The sequence below is a fragment of the Psychrobacter sp. SCQQ22 genome (genome assembly GCF_015864605.1).
Lineage (GTDB): Bacteria > Pseudomonadota > Gammaproteobacteria > Pseudomonadales > Moraxellaceae > Psychrobacter > Psychrobacter fozii.
The window spans coordinates 212,701-231,399 of sequence record NZ_JADYWZ010000004.1 but is presented as its reverse complement, the minus strand read 5'-3'; the positions used below and the strand labels follow the sequence as shown (position 1 = coordinate 231,399).

Sequence of the window (18,699 nt, the reverse complement as noted above, 5' to 3'; positions counted from 1 at the left end):
TTGCTCACCATATTATCTTCAAGCACAATTTATTTGATATTAATAATATTTGTAAAATATATCCAGCATAATATCGTCAATATGCCAATGAATATAAAGACAATATATAAAAATAGGTTTAAGGGTATGGACTTAAAACAGCTTAATGCATTTATCGCTATCGCAGATTTGCGCAGCTTTAGTGCAGCCGCAACCAAAACAGGATTGTCACAACCAAGCCTGAGTCGTCTACTTAAACAGCTCGAAACAGATATGGGCGTAGAGTTGATCGATCGCTATCATCGGCCGCTAGATTTGACTGAAGCAGGCGCGTTTTTTTACGATAAAATCAGTACCATACTGACTGAGATTGATACCGTTACCAGTATGACTCAACGACTGTCTGCACCAAGTAGTATTTTAAACATTGGCTTTGTGCCCTCTGTGCTTTATGGCTTGCTCCCTGAAATAATCGCGATGCTCAAGCAATCCAGCCCCGACATCGAAGTCAATCTAAAAGACATCAGTTCATATCAGCAGATAGAGGCACTCAAATCTGGTGAAATCGATATCGGCTTTGGTCGCTTTGCTCACAAAGACCCTTGGATTCAACAGATATTACTACGGCATGAGCGTTACGTCGTCGCGCTACCAAAAGCACACGCCTTAGCGCATATCCGTGAACAGCGCTTGATAGACTTGGCAAACAACCGCTTGATCCTATACCATCAAACGCATTTACCAATAGCTACAACCGTATCGACATCAAACGCACAGAGCGTAAAGTTGACCGCTCATACAAAAAACAACCGTACAACCAACAAGCAGTCCACACTTAATACACCTATTACCGAGCCATTACTACATTTGTTTGCACAATACGGTATTTCACCATTTATGACCACAACAGTAAGTGACTTACAGGTAGCGCTGGGTTTGGTGGCTGCTGGTGAAGGTATTACCCTCGTACCTGCCAGCCTAAAAACGGTGCGCACCGAGCAAATTAGTTATCAAAGCTTGGTGCATGAGAATGTTACCTCCCCTATCTATCTACATACGCTCAAAGACTTCGTTCACCCTAGTATTCCTGACTTACTCAGTGCGATTTATCACGTTTATGAGCAGCGCGGTATTACTTATCGTCAGCAGAAATTTATGTGAGTATTGTCAACCTTGACTGTTAAGTGCTAATCTCGCTATCACGCCCAGTAAAAAACGGTCAATCGTTAACTATCTATTGGTATTGACCGTAAAAATAATCATTATTACGAGCAGTACAAGGTGTGATACAGTCACCGCTTATTTTTTTGTACACATTGCTGTAATGGTTGCTGGCAGTACATCACAGGACGTGATGGCTAGCTATTTAACTATTTCGAGGGACTCATGACCACACAACAACTCAACAATTCCGACATGGCCAGCACTGCCCAAGAAGGCTTTAGCTGGCGCATTTTTGGTCCTGGTATTTTAATGGCGACTGCTGCTATTGGTGGCTCGCATCTTATCTCCTCTACGCAGGCTGGTGCTATCTATGGCTGGCAGTTGGCTATCATGATTATCTTAGCTAATGTGTTTAAGTATCCTTTCTTTCGTTTCGGCACTGATTATGTCTACGATACGGGCGAAAGCTTGATCGCAGGTTATGCCAAACGCTCAAAAGCATATTTGTGGATTTACTTTATCTTGTCTATCCTATCTGCGGTGATTAGTACAGGAGCGGTGACTCTGCTTGCTGCGGTGATACTAGGCTTTATGCTACCCGCGTCTCTTGGTCTATCAACGATGGTGCTGTCATTGATCATAGTGGGAGTGTCTTGGTTCTTTCTACTTGCTGGACATTATAAACTACTGGATGGTGTGACTAAGTGGATTATGATTGCTTTGGTCTCCGCCACAGTATTGGCGGTACTGATTGCTGCTGGCAAGCCGACGGTGATGACGCCTGATTTTATTCCTACCTCTCCTTGGAATTTAGCAACGTTAGGCTTTATCGTGGCGCTCATGGGTTGGATGCCAGCGCCGCTTGAGTTTGCTGCCATTACCTCAATGTGGACATCTGCGAAGCGAAAAGCTGACAACACCACTCTCAAGCAAGGTTTGCTTGATTTTAATGTGGGATTTTTGGTTTCTGCTATTTTAGCGTTGTTCTTTTTATCATTAGGTGTATTCGTTCAGTATGGTTCTGGTCAAGAAATTCAAACCGCAGGCGTCGCTTATATTGATCAGCTCATCAATATGTATACGGCTACCATCGGTGAATGGTCAAGGCTTCTGGTCGCTTTTATCGCCTTTATGTGTATGTTCGGCACGACGATTACCTGTGCTGACGGCTATGGCCGTGCCAATGCTGAGTGCTGGCGTCTACTGAAAGGTGAAAGCGAAATTAATAAAAAACAAGTCGCCTTTTGGACGACTTATGCCATCGGTGGTGGTCTAGTGATTATCACTTTCTTCACTGGACAATTGGGTGCCATGCTGAAGTTCGCCATGATATCAGCGTTTGTGTCTGCGCCTATCTTTGGTTGGTTAAATTATTCATTGGTCAAAAAACATAAAAAACTATCAGCAGGTATGAATGTTTATTCAATTATAAGCTTACTGTTCCTAGGTGGCGTTGCCTTGTTATTCTTAGCCAATCTTGCCGGCCTCTTTGGTTAGATGCCTATCTAGAGTACGTCTAATCACTTATAAAGCCCTGCTAGCCTTGCTATTAGGGCTTTTTTCTTGCGTAATATTTATAAAGCGTGATAAGTACTTAGCCTATCTTTGTAAGTAAATGTAAATACTAAAGGTTAATCAATGAAGTCGTTTTACTAAAATGAATAGTAATGCATATGAACCATTGATTTATGGATACTATTATTTTAAATACGAATATTATTAATTTTGTTTAATATATAATTTATATTATGTAATTAATAACAGTAAAAACCCCCTTCCCAGTGACTGATAATTGGGTATAATCGATAACAATAAAGAGAATATCATCCCTCCAAGTAAGGATTACAACATGACTTTATCATCTGCTGGCGCGCGCTTCCGTAGTGCCTTAAAACAAAAAAACGATAATAACCAACCACTACAAATTGCTGGTGCTATTAATGCTTATACTGCGATGATGGCGACCCAAGTTGGTCATCAAGCGCTGTATCTCTCTGGTGCTGGCGTGGCCAATGCGTCATTTGGCTTGCCTGATCTGGGTATGACCAGTCTTGATAACGTCCTAGAAGATGCCCGCCGCATTACCGATGCCGTTGACACACCGCTACTAGTTGATATCGATACGGGCTTTGGTGGCGCCTTTAACATTGCCCAAACCATTAGAAAAATGGAAAAGGCCGGCGTGGCAGCGGTACATATCGAAGACCAAGTGGCACAAAAGCGCTGTGGTCATCGCCCTAACAAAGAAATCGTTAGTATCTCAGAAATGGTCGACCGCCTTAAAGCGGCACTAGATGCCAAAACTGATCCTGACTTTGTAGTGATGGCGCGTACAGATGCCTTGTCTGTAGAAGGTCTAGATGCCGCTGTTGAACGTGCTGTCGCGTTTCAAGAGGCTGGCGCAGATATGATTTTTGCAGAAGCGTTAACCGATATCGAGATGTATCGTAAGTTTACCGATGTACTAGACATTCCTGTGCTAGCAAATATGACTGAGTTTGGTCAGACTGATTTATATACTACTGGTCAGCTACATGGCGTTGGAGTCGATATGGTGCTGTATCCGCTATCAGCATTCCGTGCGATGAACAAAGCGGCATTGAATGTCTATCAGCATTTACTAAACGACGGTACGCAAGACAAAGTTGTCGATACTATGCAGACTCGTATGGAATTGTATGATTTCTTGAATTATCATGAATTTGAGCAAACGCTAGACAAGCTATTCGCTGATAATAAATAATCAATGATTGGCAGCTAGTTGCTAGTTAGTTTAATTAGTGATCTTAATTAGCACCTAGCAATGCCAAAAAGACACATTGCTATTGCTGTTATCTTTACGAAACTCATCTTCATTTACCTTTAGGTTATTTATGTCATTTTTTACCCCTAGTTCTATCGTTAAATCTTCAATTTTTAGCTGCACGCTCGCCGCGTTGTTGCTTACGACGGGCTGTGATAAAACGCCAGAAACCGCTGACGACACAACCAGTGATGCAAGTACTGCTGAAGTTGTTGCCACAGATAAATCTGCTGCACCCGAAACCCAAAATGATTTAGTAATGACGACAATTACGCTAGACACTGTCAACAAGCTATTATTTGCACCGATTATCAATAGCGGTACACTCAGCGCAGAGCAAGTAAGCTGCTTTGAGTCGCGCGATGAAGACTTAGGTAAAGCAGAGGTCGACAGCTTCTATAAGAATCAGTTTACCGATGCAGAGCTGCAAGAGCTGGATGACTTTTATACGTCAGAGGTAGGGAAAAAGTTGATTGCTTTTGGCAATGAGCAATTGCTCGTCATGAATGGCGAAGAAATCGCAACGCCAATGGCTGAACCTACTCCAGAAGAGATGACGGAAATTCAAACGTTTATGGAGTCACCGCTTGGCGTTAAGTATATGAAGATTAATAATGCAGAAGGCGAAGGCAGCGCAATGGAAGTGCTAAACGTGCCTATCGAAGCCGAATTTAAGCGTTGCAATGTCGACTTAGGCGGCCCACAGCCTGAACAGCCTGCGTAACGCTCAACTGGCGCTATAGTCAGTTATTAACCAATAAATTCATTATCATAAATACCGTTTTTCACCCAAAAAAGCTACCCACAAAAGGAATTTAATCATGGCAGCACAGAAAGAACTTTCAGGCGCAGGTCTACGTGGTCAAGTCGCTGGTAAAACAGCTCTATCTACCGTTGGAAAATCAGGCTCAGGTCTGACGTATCGCGGTTACGACGTGTCAGAACTGGCAGACAAATGCATCTTTGAAGAAGTGGCCTACTTGCTACTTTATGGCAACTTGCCAAACCAAAGTGAGCTTGATGCTTATCAAACCAAACTAAAAGGCTTACGTGGTCTGCCACAAGCACTAAAAGACGTATTGGAGCGTATCCCAGCGACTGCACATCCAATGGATGTATTGCGTACTGGTTGCTCTATGCTTGGCAACCTTGAGACAGAAATGGACTTTGCAGAAGAAAACGATCAAACCGATCGCATGCTTGCTGTTTTCCCATCGATTATCAACTACTGGTATCGCTTTACGCACGACAATGTGCGTATCGAAACCGAAACGGATGATGAAACCATCGGCGGCCACTTTTTGCATCTGCTAAAAGGTGAGAAACCAAACGAGCTACATACAAAAGTTATGAACGTGTCTCTTATCTTGTACGCAGAGCATGAGTTCAACGCTTCAACCTTTACCGCTCGCGTTTGTGCTTCTACTTTATCTGACATTCATTCTTGTATCACAGGCGCGATTGGCTCATTACGTGGTCACTTGCATGGCGGTGCTAATGAGGCAGCGATGGATATGATTGAAGGCTTTGGTTCAGCCGATGAAGCTGAGACAGAGATGATGGCCATGCTGGCACGCAAAGACAAGATCATGGGATTTGGTCATGCGATCTATAGCGAGTCAGATCCACGTAATGTTGTGATTAAAGGTTGGGCTGAAAAACTAGCCGCGGATGTCGGTGACGAAGTGCTATACCCTGTATCAGTACGCTGTGAAGAAGTCATGTGGCGCGAGAAAAAACTGTTCTGTAATGCTGATTTCTTCCATGCATCGGCCTATCACTTCATGGGCATCCCTACCAAACTGTTCACACCAATCTTTGTTTGCTCTCGCTTAACAGGCTGGGCATCTCATGTATTTGAGCAACGAGCCAATAACCGTATCATTCGCCCAAGTGCAGAATATACGGGTGAAGAGTTACGTCCAGTACCAGAGATGAGCGCGCGTTAAGATTATTACTTCACACTCACTTCAATTCGTCGAAACTGAAAACGAATTGAGGTGAGATCATATTATATCTCGTGAATTTCAGCTTATGAAAACAACAATATCATTAACTATAGCCTGTTTGTTGTCTTTAACAGCATGCACTAGCACTAAAAACCTACAAGATAGCACTGATTGCATAAATGTTAGTCAGTTTGATGAAACAACGAATAATGGTCTTTATCTTATAGACTCAACCATACATGAGCCAAATGAGGATACAGCCGTTATTGTGGGTGACCCATTAGTTAAATTTGATGATATCGAAAGAGTTGAGTTATACCCTGATGAAGGTAACCAACTAAGTATTTATTTCACTATTGATTTTGAAACGGGCATAAAGCTGAGTGGAATAGCACAGCACCATATTTCTGAATATATGGCCTTAATTGTAGATAATAGGATAGTAAACGTTAGTCAGATCCAAGCCGCTATAGGAGAAAGTTTTATTCTTGGTGGGTTTGATTCTAATCAAGAAGCCAAGCAAATATATTCGAACATTAAGTGCAATATAAAATAATAAAGATTTTTAAGACCGTATTACTAAATTAATGGAAAACTTGCTCTAATATTCCAACCAGCCAACAGCCAAAGGTGACTTATGGACAATGCACTAGTACAACCAATGAATGAACCCTTTAAAAAGCCACTGCCCGATACTGATTTGTATTACTTTGATACCCGTGAGGCTGTCGAAAACATCGAAGCTGGCGCGTATGACAAGCTATCATTCTGCTCAAAAGTATTGTGTGAGAACCTAGTACGTCGTTGCCCACCAGAAGAGTTAACCAATGCCCTAAAGCAGCATATCGAAGGCAAACAAGACCTCGATTTTCCTTGGTACCCTGCCCGCGTGGTATGTCATGACATCTTGGGTCAGACTGCGTTTGTGGATTTGGCTGGCCTACGTGATGCCATCGCGGAACAAGGCGGTGACCCCTCTAAAGTAAACCCAATCGTACCGACTCAGCTCATCGTTGACCATTCATTGGCTGTTGAGCATGCAGGCTTTGAAGTAGATGCATTTGAGAAAAACCGTGCCATTGAAGAGCGCCGTAATGATGACCGTTTTCACTTTATCAACTGGTGTCAGTACGCCTTTGACAATGTGAATGTCGTGCCACCGGGCAATGGCATCATGCATCAGATTAACCTAGAGAAAATGTCACCTGTCGTACAAGTGGTAAAAAACAAAGCGGGTGAAGAAGTCGCTTTTGCCGATACCTTGGTTGGTACGGATAGCCACACCCCAATGGTTGATGCCTTGGGGGTTATCTCCATCGGCGTAGGCGGATTGGAAGCTGAAAGCGTCATGCTGGGCAACCCATCATATATGCGCCTACCAGATTATGTAGGTGTCAAATTAACGGGCAAACTGCAAAAAGGCATTACGGGTACGGATTTGGTACTCGCGATGACTGAGTTTTTGCGTGATGCCGGTGTGGTATCTACTTATATTGAATTCTTCGGTGACGGTGCACGCCAATTAACCGTGGGCGACCGTGCGTCTATCTCCAACATGACACCAGAATATGGTGCCACCGCAGCGATGTTCTATATCGATGAGCAAACCATCGACTATCTACGCCTAACCGGTCGTTCTGAGGCTCAGATCAAATTGGTCGAACAGTATGCCAAGCAAACGGGCCTATGGGCTGACGGCATGGAAAAAGCCGAATACGCACGCGTGCTTGAGTTTGATCTATCAGCAGTCGTACGTAATATGGCAGGCCCTTCGCGTCCGCATGCGCGTGTATCGACCACTGATTTGGTTGCCAAAGGTATCGCTCACGGTGAAGGTGATAAATTACCTGAACCAAAAGATGGCATGATGCCAGATGGCGCGGTTATTATCGCCGCAATTACCAGTTGTACCAATACCTCAAACCCACGCAACATGGTAGCAGCAGGCCTCGTCGCCCGTAACGCTAATGCCAAAGGCTTGTTACGAAAACCTTGGGTAAAATCATCATTAGCACCCGGCTCAAAAACGGTCAAAATGTACCTAGAAGAAGCAGGCCTGATGCCGGAGCTACAAGAGATCGGCTTTGATGTGGTTGGCTTTGCTTGTACGACTTGTAATGGTATGAGTGGCGCACTGGACCCTGATATCGAAAAAGAAATCATCGATAACGACTTATTTACCACGGCAGTGCTATCTGGTAACCGTAATTTTGATGGTCGTATCCATCCATATGCCAAGCAAGCATTCTTGGCATCGCCGCCACTGGTTATCGCTTACGCCATCGCTGGTAACATTCGCTTTGATATCGAAAAAGACTCATTGGGTAAAGATCAGAACGGCAATGATGTCTATCTAAAAGACATTTGGTTTGATGATGATGAGGTTGACGCTATTGTAGCCAAAGCAGTTAAGCCTGAGCAATTCAATGCTGTTTATATCCCTATGTTTGATGAAGCCAAAAAAGACACAGGAAAAGCGTTAAGTCCACTGTATGACTGGCGTGAAATGACGACCTATATTCGCCGCCCACCATACTGGGAAGGAAAAATGGCGAAAAAGAATACGCTAACAGGTTTGCGTCCGTTGGCAGTGTTGGGTGATAACATCACAACCGACCATATGTCACCGTCGAATGCAATTTTGGGTGCATCAGCTGCTGGTGAATATTTAGATACCATGGGCTTGCCTGCCGAGGATTACAACTCATACGCCACCCATCGCGGTGACCATTTAACCGCACAACGTGCTACCTTTGCCAACCCTAAGCTATTGAATGAAATGGTGCGTGATGAAGATGGTGAGGTTATCCAAGGCTCACTGGCGCGTGTTGAGCCAGAAGGTCAAGTCATGCGTATGTGGGAAGCGATTGAGACCTACATGAACCGTGAGCAGCCGCTCATCATCATCGCAGGTGACGGCTATGGTCAAGGCTCAAGCCGCGATTGGGCTGCCAAAGGTGTTCGTCTCGCTGGTGTAGAAGTGGTCGTTGCCGAAGATTTTGAGCGCATTCATCGTCAAAACTTAGTGGGTATGGGTGCATTACCATTACAGTTCGAAGAAGGCGCTACTCGCCATACATTAAATATCGATGGTACGGAGACCTTTGATGTAACGGGCGAAGTCTCTGCTGGCGGGTTAATGACGTTGGTAATCCATCGTGCTGATGGTAGTACCACTGAGACGCCAATTATCTGCCGTTTAGATACTGCTGACGAAGTAAAAATGTACAACGCTGGCGGTATGCTACAACGCTTTGCTAAAGAGTTTATCGAAGGTACGCTCGATATTGTCTAAGGCTATCCTGTAGTTTTTAGTGTGATAAGTAGCAAAGTATAAAAGTCGCCGATGTTGTATAACCTGTTTATATGACATCGGCTTTTATTTGCTAATGTTAAAGCCTTAGTTCAAAAAATGGTTTGCACGCTACACACTGAGCTTTCTTACTTATATCTTAATGTTGAAAAATAGCTAAATGTTGAGTTTGCTTCACCAATAGCGTAATATGTACGATATATTGTACAAGTTATGAAGTATGTCGTGAGAGGAGTAAGCCATGAGAGTCGTTAGTTTTTCAGAAGCCAGAAAGCACCTAAAGTCCGTTCTAGATACGGTAAACGATGATGCCAACGCCACTATCGTAACCCGCCGTGACGCTGATGATGCGGTCGTTATGTCACTAGACTATTACAATAGCCTGATGGAAACCGTCTATCTATTAAAATCTCCTGCCAATGCGGCGCACTTAGCGGACTCTATTGCCCAGTATAAAGCTGGAAAAACGGTTAAGCGTGAACTAATTGACACAGCAGAAGATAATGAGCTTACGGATAGCGACATTGAGAATGCTTAAACTAAAAGACTTCAATAAATCCAAAAGGTCTAATCATGAGTGAGCAACTAGCATGGACAGATGCCGCGTGGAAGGACTACCTATACTGGCAAACCCAAGACAAAAAAACACTCAAACGTATTAATAAACTCATCACCGAATGTAAGCGTAATCCGTTTGAAGGCATTGGTAAACCTGAACCGCTAAAAGAAAACCTATCAGGATTTTGGTCAAGGCGCATCGATGATGCCAATCGGTTGGTATATGCCGTCGATGATAATTATCTTACGATTATCTCTTGTCGTTATCACTACTGAGATCATTAATTTCAACCAAATTTAAAAGGCTTAACTTTTCCAGCATCAACCTCTGTTTGAGCAATTAATAATTGACGTACGAACTCATAAGACAAGTCAGGATTGTCTTTTAAAATATGCTCAATAGTAGCTTTATCTGTACTACTTAAAATCATAATATCCAAACTTTTAAGTGTCATAACATTCTTCTATAAAAACAAACTATAGCATTTTCTATCGCTAATAAATAATTGACAAGTTCAATAGTGATTAAATCAATTAGTGTGAACTTATGCTTCAACTTAGCTTTATGAAATATTGAATTAGCTAAAAAAATCTACTAGATATTACTAGCGTATATTTATATAGTTTAATGAATAAAAAGGCTTATTACTGTGTCAAGTGACTATGTCAATGAAGGAAACTTATCGCTCATATTAAGAATAGCTGCAAACAACTGCAATTTTCTTACTTTCAGTGCTTGGGAATCAAAAACTATTGCTGATCTTTTATATCGGAGCTTAATAGTTGATGTTTTCAAATATGACGGTGTCCGTTATTTGAATTTAGACCATATTTCTTCTCATTATCAATGGCTCTTTTATTATCATCAACTTGCGAATGCATGTCGAATTATACAAACAATGCCTGAAACCATTGATTTAAGCACTCTAGAATATTTTAGCTCTCAGGGTTGGATGAAAAACGTACAAACTGCTCAGTTAAAAAAAGATGCTAGATTTGTTTTGAAAGAACTAGCCAAGTTAGCAACGTTCCCTAAGCTAGAAGATGAATGGTTAAAATTGTTTGAAGCCATTAAGGATCAAAATATTCGTATCGAAACCCAAAATGCTATGAACCAAACAAGCATAGGACTTAATATGAAAAACAGGTCTTTATTCTACACAGATGCTGAAACTGCAAACTGGTATGATATTTTGTCTGTAACGCTGTACACCGAAAGTATTTCTCCAGATATTGTTAAATCTATTAGTAAATTAAGGATTCAAGAATCCAGTTCATTCGCTGACTATAAACCTACTTTAGTTATATCGTCGTTCGATAAATACGATTTGTGAGCGAAGACCTTATTTAAAATCAATATTTCCATTACAAAATATTTAGAAGGACTTTAAAGTGTCAAATAATAAAAATACATTCGCCCCCCAACTATCAATCCCTGCCACCTATATGCGCGGCGGCACCTCGAAGGGAACATTCTTTAAACTCTCTGATTTACCCGAACGCTGCCAAGTCGCTGGCGAGTCACGTGATAAGTTTTTGCTACGTGTGATTGGTAGCCCAGACCCTTATGGTAAGCAAATCGATGGCTTAGGCAATGGTAGCTCTAGTACCTCAAAAACGGTTATTTTATCTCCAGCAGATGATGCTAGCCATGATGTGAATTATCTGTTCGGACAAGTTAATATCGCCAAACCTATGATTGATTGGGCAGGAAACTGTGGTAATTTAACCGCAGCGGTTGGTGCCTGTGCCATTAATATGGAGCTGGTTGACGCTGACAAGATCAATAACAGCATCAATGACAATGCAGATAGCGGTATTTGTGAAGTGCGTATCTGGCAAGAGAATATCGGAAAAACCATCATTGCGCATGTACCTGTTTATTTGGATACGCAAAACAAAGTACAAGTTCAAGAGACGGGCGACTTTGAATTAGACGGCGTAACTTTCCCTGCTGCTGAAGTCAAAATTGAATTTATCGACCCTGTGGATGCCACCAGCGATATGTTCCCTACTGGTAACTTGGTCGATGACTTCGATGTATCTGGTTGTGGCTTAACTACCGACAGCGTCAAAGCCACTTTTATCAGCGCTGGTATTCCGACTATTTTTATAAAGGCAGAAGACTTAGGCTTTAATGGCACTGAATTACAAGGTGACGTTAATAGCGACAGCGAGACACTTGCCAAACTTGAGATGATTCGCGCCAAAGGCGGTGTGGCGATGGGATTGTTTAAAGACGTGAGCGAGGCGCAGACCAGCCAGCATATTCCTAAAATCGCTTGGGTGGGTGCAGCACAGAGCTATACGGCCTCTAGTGGTAAGTCGGTCGATGCGGCCGAGATTGATTTGGTCGTACGCGCCATGAGTATGGGGCAATTGCATCATGCCATGATGGGGACAGCAGCCGTCGCCATTGCAGCAGCCGCAACCACACAAGGCACACTGGTTAACGAAGCAGCAGGTGGTCAGAAGTTTAATGAAGTGCGTTTTGGTCACCCATCAGGTACGTTGCTAGTCGGTGGGAAAACAGAACAAGTCGACGGTCGCTGGCAAGCAAAAAAAGTATCAATGAGTCGCTCAGCACGTCGTATTATGGTTGGTGGAGTCTTTGTACCAGCAGATGCTTTTTAAGCATCTGCTATCTGCATAGTTGTTATTCACCATAGCTTTTTAAGACCGTTTACTTTAACCTAATAAAATGTCGACCACTCCTAAACTTAGCAAAACCCCATTAAACAACCAGCCGCCGCTCAAGAAAACTGAGCGGCGAGCGTTGTTGTGGGATATTCTCAAAAAGCTTGCTATATTTGCAGCGCCTTACAAAGCATTAATTATACTAACGTTGGTGTTGACGGTACTCGGCTCGTTCACCGCGCAAGTCAATGCCTTTGTACTGCGTTATGCTGTCGATACATTGACTGAAATCGCAACGCTTACCGAGCCTTGGGAAGCAGGCCTGCGCATGCTTGGCATTATTAGTGCAGTGCTCTTAACCAAAGAGATACTCTCAATATTTATATCGTTTGGACAGCGATTTTTTGGCGAAAAGATTCGTATCAATCTATCACGTGATTTGTCTCAGCGCATCATCGAGCGCATCCTTACCTATCGCATGGCGTTTTATACCAGTAGCGAAAACGATAGTGGTAAATTGCAAACCCGTATTGACTATGGTGTGAATAGTCTCACAAGCTTGGTACAGAACTTTTTTATCGATATGTTACCGCTGTTTGCCAGTGCTGCCGTATCGCTTATTATTATGTTTTCGACCAACTTTTGGATTGGTCTGGTCGGTCTGATTATCATACCGATTTACTTTTTTATCAGTCAAAAGCAAGCACAACGTTTGCGTGGCTTTCGTCGACAGATGCGAGACTTCAGAGAGGCCAAAAGCGGTCTCGTTATCTCACTGATTAACTCTATCAGTGTGGTCAAGTCCTTTGTCCGTGAGTCGATTGAGGCTGACAAACATTTCACCATTCAAAAAGACATGACTGACAACCAACTGCGTATCCGTAGTATTGGTTTCATTTATGACGCGATAAAGACTTTCATTGAGCAGATCGGTGTGGTGGTGATTATTCTACTGACCTCCTATTTTGTCTTAAAAGGCGAGATGACCATCGGTATGATTTTGTTTCATGTCATGCTGTTTCAGAATGTCGCCGCCCCTATCCGTCAGCTGCACCGTATCTATGATCAGATTAATAATGCACTGACCTATGCCGAAGGGTTCTTCGACATACTAGAAGACGATGAGCAAGTCGAAAATATCGATGGTATCAATAGCACTGATTTAAAAGGTCATATTGAACTCAAAAACGTTGATTTCACTTATCCCAATGGCACGCAGGCTTTAAAAGATGTGAGCTTTACCATAAGGCCCAATCGTATTACGGCTTTGGTCGGCCTCTCTGGCGCTGGCAAAAGTACCATTATCAGCCTGCTAGTGAAGTTTTATGAGCCGGACGCTGGCAAAATCTATTTGGATGGACATGATTTGGCAGAGTGTAACACTCATGAGCTACGCCAAAACATTGGTTTGGTGCTACAAAGCAATCATATTTTTTCTGGCACTATTAGCGAAAATATTCGCTATGGCAATATGAATGCTAGTGAAGAAGACATCGTGATTGCGGCAAAAAAAGCCTCTATACATGATCAAATTGTCGCTTTGGCCAAAGGCTATGAGAGCACGGCAAAATCGCTGTCCGGTGGTCAACAGCAGCGTATTGCACTGGCACGTATGTTTTTAAAAGATCCGCCCATCGTATTTTTGGATGAACCTACCGCTAGCCTAGATGCGATAGCCAGTCAACAAGTCAAAAAGAGCTTAGATCTGATCAAAAAAGACCGAACTGTGATTATGGTCTCGCACAATATCGCGCAAATCATCGATGCCGATGACTTAGTCGTGATAGAAAACGGTCAAGTGGTAGAAACGGGCACGCATGAAGCGCTGTATGATAAAGGCGGCAAGTATTTTGAAATCTTTAGTGCGATGTCAGACAGCTTAAACTTGGACAAAATCAGTCAAACCCTAAATGGTTAGGAATGGTTAATACGTACTTAAATCGTTATAATGCGCATTACTTGAAACGTTCCAATGTTTAACCATTAATATTGTACTTAACCTCAATAATCAATTCGTTAAAAGCTGCTTAATTATGACCTGTACCTTTTCTATTAAAACGTTCGATGAGTTAACCTCTGTTGATCTGTATCATATTTTAAAAGCCCGCTCACAAGTGTTTGTGGTCGAACAAAACTGTGCTTATCAAGATATGGATGAGCTGGATTTTGATTGTTTGCATTTGATTGCGCATCAGAACGAGGCATTGGTGGCCTATTGTCGCATTATCCCGCCTGAGTTTAATAAGTTACGGTCTAACTTATCATCATCTGATGCGACGACCAAAGTAAGTGATACCTCTATGTCCTCTATTGGCAGGGTGCTGGTGTTAGCCGCGCATCGAGGGGACGGTTTAGCACGAGATATGATGAATCATGCCATTGCGCATTGCCGTAAAAAATACGGTAAAAAGCGCCCTATTATCATCTCTGCACAAGCTTACTTGATTAGCTTCTACGAATCTCTAGGGTTTGTACCAGAGGGTGAGCATTATCTCGAAGACAATATTGAACATGTAAAAATGGTTCTGCACGTTGTCAAAAAAGTTAAAGTAAAAAAGGAACGTACAGGTGCGTCCTCTACGACGAGTAAAGTACTAAGCTTTTTACTGTTGATTATGGCGGCTTTGTTTGTTTTAGGCTTGTTGTATTTGATGACCTAAATCAATATTGATGCTCTTAACTCTTAACTCTCAACTCTTAATACATAGAGCATCAATATTGTGAGATTATCTTTATCACTACCAAGGTATAGACTCTCCTGCCCAATCTACAAAGCTACCTGATTGAGTGGCGTTCATATTACTCAGCACTTCTAACAAGCACTCTGCACTATAGGCTGGCGAGAATAAATGTCCGTCAGCCACATTACTTTGAAAAGGGGCTGATAGTTGCGTGTTGACTGTACCTGGCTGCATGACCACCACGCACACATCCTTGAGCGACCTTCCCCACTCGATACTCAGGTTTTTCATCCCCATATTGAGTGCCGCTTTACTCATACGATAGCTATACCAACCACCCAATTGATTGTCACTGATACTACCCACTCGCGCTGATATCGTCGCAAAAATGGCGGGCGTTTCATTGCTACGTGTGGCTTTTGCCAGTAGCGGTTTGAAGTGCTTGGCAATCAGCAAGCTAGCTAAAGCATTCACTTGCATATTCTGTAAGAAAAACTCAGTCTCCATCTGACGTAGGGCTTTCTCCGGTTGCTGCGTGTCAGTATGCAATAATCCCGCACAGTTAATGACCCAATCGATATGAGTGGTCTGCTGCTTAATGATGTCAGCCGCTTGCTCGATACTGCTCTCATCGCAGACATCCATCGATATCCAATGTAAGTTGGGTGCTTCAAAATCAGGTATATTCTTATGGTGAGTAGCAAAGACAAGCGCGTCCTGTATTGTACTGGCGGTCAGCTGCTCTATCATGGCTTTACCAATGCCACCTGTACCACCGATGATTAGATAGGTTTTATTATTCATGACGATTCCTTTTTTGGATTATTTTTGACTGAGCTTTTATAAACTTTATCGTTCTTGTTGTCGTATACATGGTTCATTTTGGCGTACTTTTATGGTCTTTACCATGATGGAAATGTTTAAAGGATGGGTGTTTACGAATGAAGCCCGCCAACTATAAGACCTTTATGGATTCAATTTTTCTAAAAATAAAATCGTTGATATAGAGGCTATCGTTATTATATATACGCTACAATAATCAATTATGACCATTCTAAATCAACGCTTTTATACGGATGTTATCGCATTATGCTATCACCCCAAGACCAATTGACTGAGTTGGTACGCACGCTTGAGACACAGCAGCATGTGTTTGCCACTGACCCGCTACTCATCACAGAAAAACTGCAAGGCGAAGATGGTAAACCCATCCAAAAGCTGCATCGCCGAGCCTCACGTATCGATAGTAACGGTGCGTTGGCACAAGTTTTGGGTAAAATTGACGGCCGTATCAAAGGCATCATGGTCGTGATGAGCGTGGTGTGGTGCATCTCAGGATTTTTGGGGCTGTTTACGCTATTACAGGCCAATGTGGTTAACTTCTTTTACGTGTTGGTTTGTTTATTAGGGTTTCATACCATTATGCTGTTGGGCTGGCTCGCCATGACCTTGGTTAATCAAGGCAAGCAATCGTCCAATTGGTTCGCCAGTTTTGTCAGTCCCAGCTACCTAATACGTGGTAAGGATGATGTGACCAAGGCAGCAGTCAACTTGTACGAACGTCAATTACAGCATAGCGGTATGCGCTGGTATCTCGGTCGGTTTAGTCATCAATTGTGGCTCGCGACATTGACGGGGATGCTATTGGCGATTGTATTTTTGTTGATTGTGCGCCAGTACAGTTTTAGTTGGGAGTCGACCTTACTCTCTGATCAAGCGCTTATTACTTTGACTCAGGTATTGGGCTGGCTACCTAATATGGTGGGATTCGGGGTGCCGGACAGTACCGCTATCGCACAGAGCAGATTGGTGACAGATGCCATGCCGCTATCTGTTGCAAGGCAATGGGCGGGGTTATTGGTTGGTAGCTTGCTGATGTACGGTATCGTACCGCGAGCCTTTGCTTGGGCATTTTGTGCCTTGATGTTTCGTCGTAAAAAAATGCGTTTGGATATCAAACTGCCTTACTATCAAAAGATTTTGAATTTTTGGCAACGTCATGTGGTGGACGCCGATGATTTTAATGAAGCACCTGCCCCTGTCGCGCTAAAAGCAACCGTGAGTGCTGGCAAGAAGCTGGTTGCGCTACTTGAATATCCAACCGAGCAAAATAACTGGTGGCAATCAGGTCTTGATAACATACTTGCAGGCGATGTGGAAAATTTTGGCATATTAGATGATCGTGACGATATGGCACGGTTAAAGACGTATTTAGACAGTCATCCTGTACAAGTTTTACTTGGTATTCATAATAAAGCGCTGCCTGACCGTGGCACATTGCGTAAGCTTGATCAGATTGCCAGTCATGCAAAAGAAGGGCTGATTGTAAAACTGCTTAGCGACACTAATATCTCGACTGCCGATGTTTCAGACTTACATGTTTCAAAGCCACAACAAGTGGAAAACCAAAACGTTCGCTATCAGCAGTGGCAGACAGCGCTTTCTGCTCGAAAAATCGGTTTGGTGGATGATGAGGTTTAGAGAAAAGTATTTCAAAGCTCGCTGGTATGATAAGTATGATTCATAATGGAAAGGAGTCCAGTATGGCAGCAGCAGAAGATAACGACCTGATGACGCTAGGTCAATATGGTCAGGTATTGGATGGTTATAAAGAGGCATTAAATCAAACCATTTTGACCATTTCTCCTGAGTCATGGCACCCAATACTAACAAATATTTTGCCTGCGCACTGGCAAGAGTGGCTATTACCGCTGGCAGGTGGGCCATTTTTCTTATTATTTCTAGCAGAATGGTTCTATCAATCTAAGCGTGGTAATGGTCAGAGCTTCAGTTGGAGACGTGCGATGACCAACTTTAGCTTGGGTGGCTCTTATTTGAGTTTCGAGCTAGTGGTACAAGCCCTTATCGTCATACCTATCTGTTTGTGGCTATATCAATATCGACTATTTACCATCGATGTCACGTGGCTGACGGCTATTCCTATATTTATCGCGGTTGAGTTTAGCTATTATTGGTTCCATCGTGCCTCGCACCGGATGAATTGGTTTTGGTCTGCTCATGTATTGCATCATTCTGATGATAAGATGAACCTATCCACTGCCATGCGCCAAAGCTTACTGTATTCAGTCACAGGTTGGTGGTTGTTCTTTGTGCCGTTGATGCTACTTGGTGTGCATCCAGTATGGGTGTTTTTCTTTTACGCGCTTGATCTTATTTACCAGTTCTTTATCCATACCGAAACCGTTGGCAAGTTTCCCAAATGGATTGAGTATGTTTTTGACACTCCATCCAATCACCGTGCCCATCATGGTACCAACGACGAATACATTGACCAAAACTATGGCGGCGTGCTTATTATCTTTGATCGCTGGTTTGGCACTTATGTAGAAGAAGATACCATCAATAACCCCGTACAATATGGCGCAGTTGGTGAAACCAGTCACGATAATATTATTGGCTTAATCTTTGGTGTGTTTTATCGTATGTGGCAGCGTGTCTTTCGTGCCAAAGGTTTTAAGCAGAAGTTAAAAGTATTGTTCAGACCACCCAGTGCAGCATAACGCTTTTGAATATTCCTCATTAATATAAGATTCTATTATGAATAACAATCATGAGAATAATAAAAACAGTGACAAACCAGTTGGTCTCTTTGCG

At 42.8% G+C, this 18,699-nt stretch carries 17 protein-coding genes; 15 read left to right on the top strand and 2 right to left on the bottom strand.

Annotation, left to right across the window (positions count from 1 at the left end; all coding sequences use genetic code 11):
* Positions 1-126 precede the first annotated feature (126 nt).
* The 9 genes from I6E84_RS07440 (at position 127) to I6E84_RS07400 (ending at position 10,042) form a co-directional block, all read left to right on the top strand.
* Positions 127-1,140 (top strand): LysR family transcriptional regulator, encoded by a 1,014-nt coding sequence (locus I6E84_RS07440; protein ID WP_110923427.1) that lies wholly within the window; start codon positions 127-129, stop codon positions 1,138-1,140.
* A 225-nt stretch (positions 1,141-1,365) separates the two neighbouring features.
* Complete coding sequence (locus tag I6E84_RS07435; RefSeq protein WP_110923426.1) at positions 1,366-2,640, top strand: NRAMP family divalent metal transporter; 1,275 nt, start codon at positions 1,366-1,368, stop codon at positions 2,638-2,640.
* A 352-nt stretch (positions 2,641-2,992) separates the two neighbouring features.
* The gene (gene prpB, locus I6E84_RS07430) at positions 2,993-3,886 is read left to right on the top strand and encodes a methylisocitrate lyase (RefSeq protein WP_197217202.1); all 894 of its coding nucleotides are present in this window, start codon (positions 2,993-2,995) and stop codon (positions 3,884-3,886) included.
* A gap of 130 nt (positions 3,887-4,016) precedes the next feature.
* Positions 4,017-4,670 (top strand): DUF2059 domain-containing protein, encoded by a 654-nt coding sequence (locus I6E84_RS07425; RefSeq protein WP_197217201.1) that lies wholly within the window; start codon positions 4,017-4,019, stop codon positions 4,668-4,670.
* 97 nt (positions 4,671-4,767) lie between these two features.
* Entirely contained in the window at positions 4,768-5,895 is a 1,128-nt protein-coding gene (gene prpC, locus I6E84_RS07420) for a 2-methylcitrate synthase (protein WP_197217200.1), read from the top strand.
* A gap of 85 nt (positions 5,896-5,980) precedes the next feature.
* Complete coding sequence (locus I6E84_RS07415; RefSeq protein ID WP_197217199.1) at positions 5,981-6,451, top strand: SecDF P1 head subdomain-containing protein; 471 nt, start codon at positions 5,981-5,983, stop codon at positions 6,449-6,451.
* Positions 6,452-6,556: 105 nt separating this feature from the next.
* The gene (gene acnD, locus I6E84_RS07410) at positions 6,557-9,190 is read left to right on the top strand and encodes a Fe/S-dependent 2-methylisocitrate dehydratase AcnD (RefSeq protein WP_197217331.1); all 2,634 of its coding nucleotides are present in this window, start codon (positions 6,557-6,559) and stop codon (positions 9,188-9,190) included.
* Positions 9,191-9,449: 259 nt separating this feature from the next.
* Positions 9,450-9,746, top strand: coding sequence for a type II toxin-antitoxin system Phd/YefM family antitoxin (locus I6E84_RS07405; protein ID WP_197217198.1), 297 nt, complete (start codon positions 9,450-9,452; stop codon positions 9,744-9,746).
* A 35-nt stretch (positions 9,747-9,781) separates the two neighbouring features.
* On the top strand, positions 9,782-10,042 hold the full coding sequence (locus tag I6E84_RS07400) for a Txe/YoeB family addiction module toxin (protein WP_037025847.1): 261 nt from the start codon (positions 9,782-9,784) through the stop codon (positions 10,040-10,042).
* A gap of 11 nt (positions 10,043-10,053) precedes the next feature.
* Here the strand turns inward: I6E84_RS07400 and I6E84_RS07395 are convergent, their stop codons facing one another.
* Positions 10,054-10,221: a hypothetical protein gene (locus I6E84_RS07395; protein WP_197217339.1), complete on the bottom strand. Its 168-nt coding sequence runs from the start codon at positions 10,219-10,221 to the stop codon at positions 10,054-10,056.
* Between the two features lie 195 nt (positions 10,222-10,416).
* Between I6E84_RS07395 and I6E84_RS07390 the strand changes: the two genes are divergently transcribed.
* The 4 genes from I6E84_RS07390 (at position 10,417) to I6E84_RS07375 (ending at position 15,063) form a co-directional block, all read left to right on the top strand.
* Complete coding sequence (locus I6E84_RS07390) at positions 10,417-11,100, top strand: hypothetical protein (protein WP_197217196.1); 684 nt, start codon at positions 10,417-10,419, stop codon at positions 11,098-11,100.
* A 58-nt stretch (positions 11,101-11,158) separates the two neighbouring features.
* Positions 11,159-12,400, top strand: coding sequence for a 2-methylaconitate cis-trans isomerase PrpF (gene prpF / locus I6E84_RS07385; RefSeq protein ID WP_197217195.1), 1,242 nt, complete (start codon positions 11,159-11,161; stop codon positions 12,398-12,400).
* Positions 12,401-12,467: 67 nt separating this feature from the next.
* Positions 12,468-14,321: an ABC transporter ATP-binding protein gene (locus tag I6E84_RS07380; protein WP_227681340.1), complete on the top strand. Its 1,854-nt coding sequence runs from the start codon at positions 12,468-12,470 to the stop codon at positions 14,319-14,321.
* A gap of 115 nt (positions 14,322-14,436) precedes the next feature.
* Positions 14,437-15,063, top strand: coding sequence for a GNAT family N-acetyltransferase (locus tag I6E84_RS07375; protein WP_197217192.1), 627 nt, complete (start codon positions 14,437-14,439; stop codon positions 15,061-15,063).
* 78 nt (positions 15,064-15,141) lie between these two features.
* On the opposite strand, the gene I6E84_RS07370 is transcribed toward I6E84_RS07375, so the two are convergent.
* A complete protein-coding gene (locus tag I6E84_RS07370) occupies positions 15,142-15,888 on the bottom strand; it encodes an SDR family oxidoreductase (protein ID WP_197217190.1) in 747 nt (248 codons plus the stop codon).
* 285 nt (positions 15,889-16,173) lie between these two features.
* Here I6E84_RS07370 and I6E84_RS07365 point away from each other — a divergent pair, with 285 nt between their 5' ends.
* Entirely contained in the window at positions 16,174-17,565 is a 1,392-nt protein-coding gene (locus I6E84_RS07365) for a DUF2868 domain-containing protein (protein WP_197217188.1), read from the top strand.
* 62 nt (positions 17,566-17,627) lie between these two features.
* Positions 17,628-18,605 (top strand): sterol desaturase family protein, encoded by a 978-nt coding sequence (locus I6E84_RS07360; RefSeq protein WP_197217186.1) that lies wholly within the window; start codon positions 17,628-17,630, stop codon positions 18,603-18,605.
* The last annotated feature ends 94 nt before the right edge of the window (positions 18,606-18,699 follow it).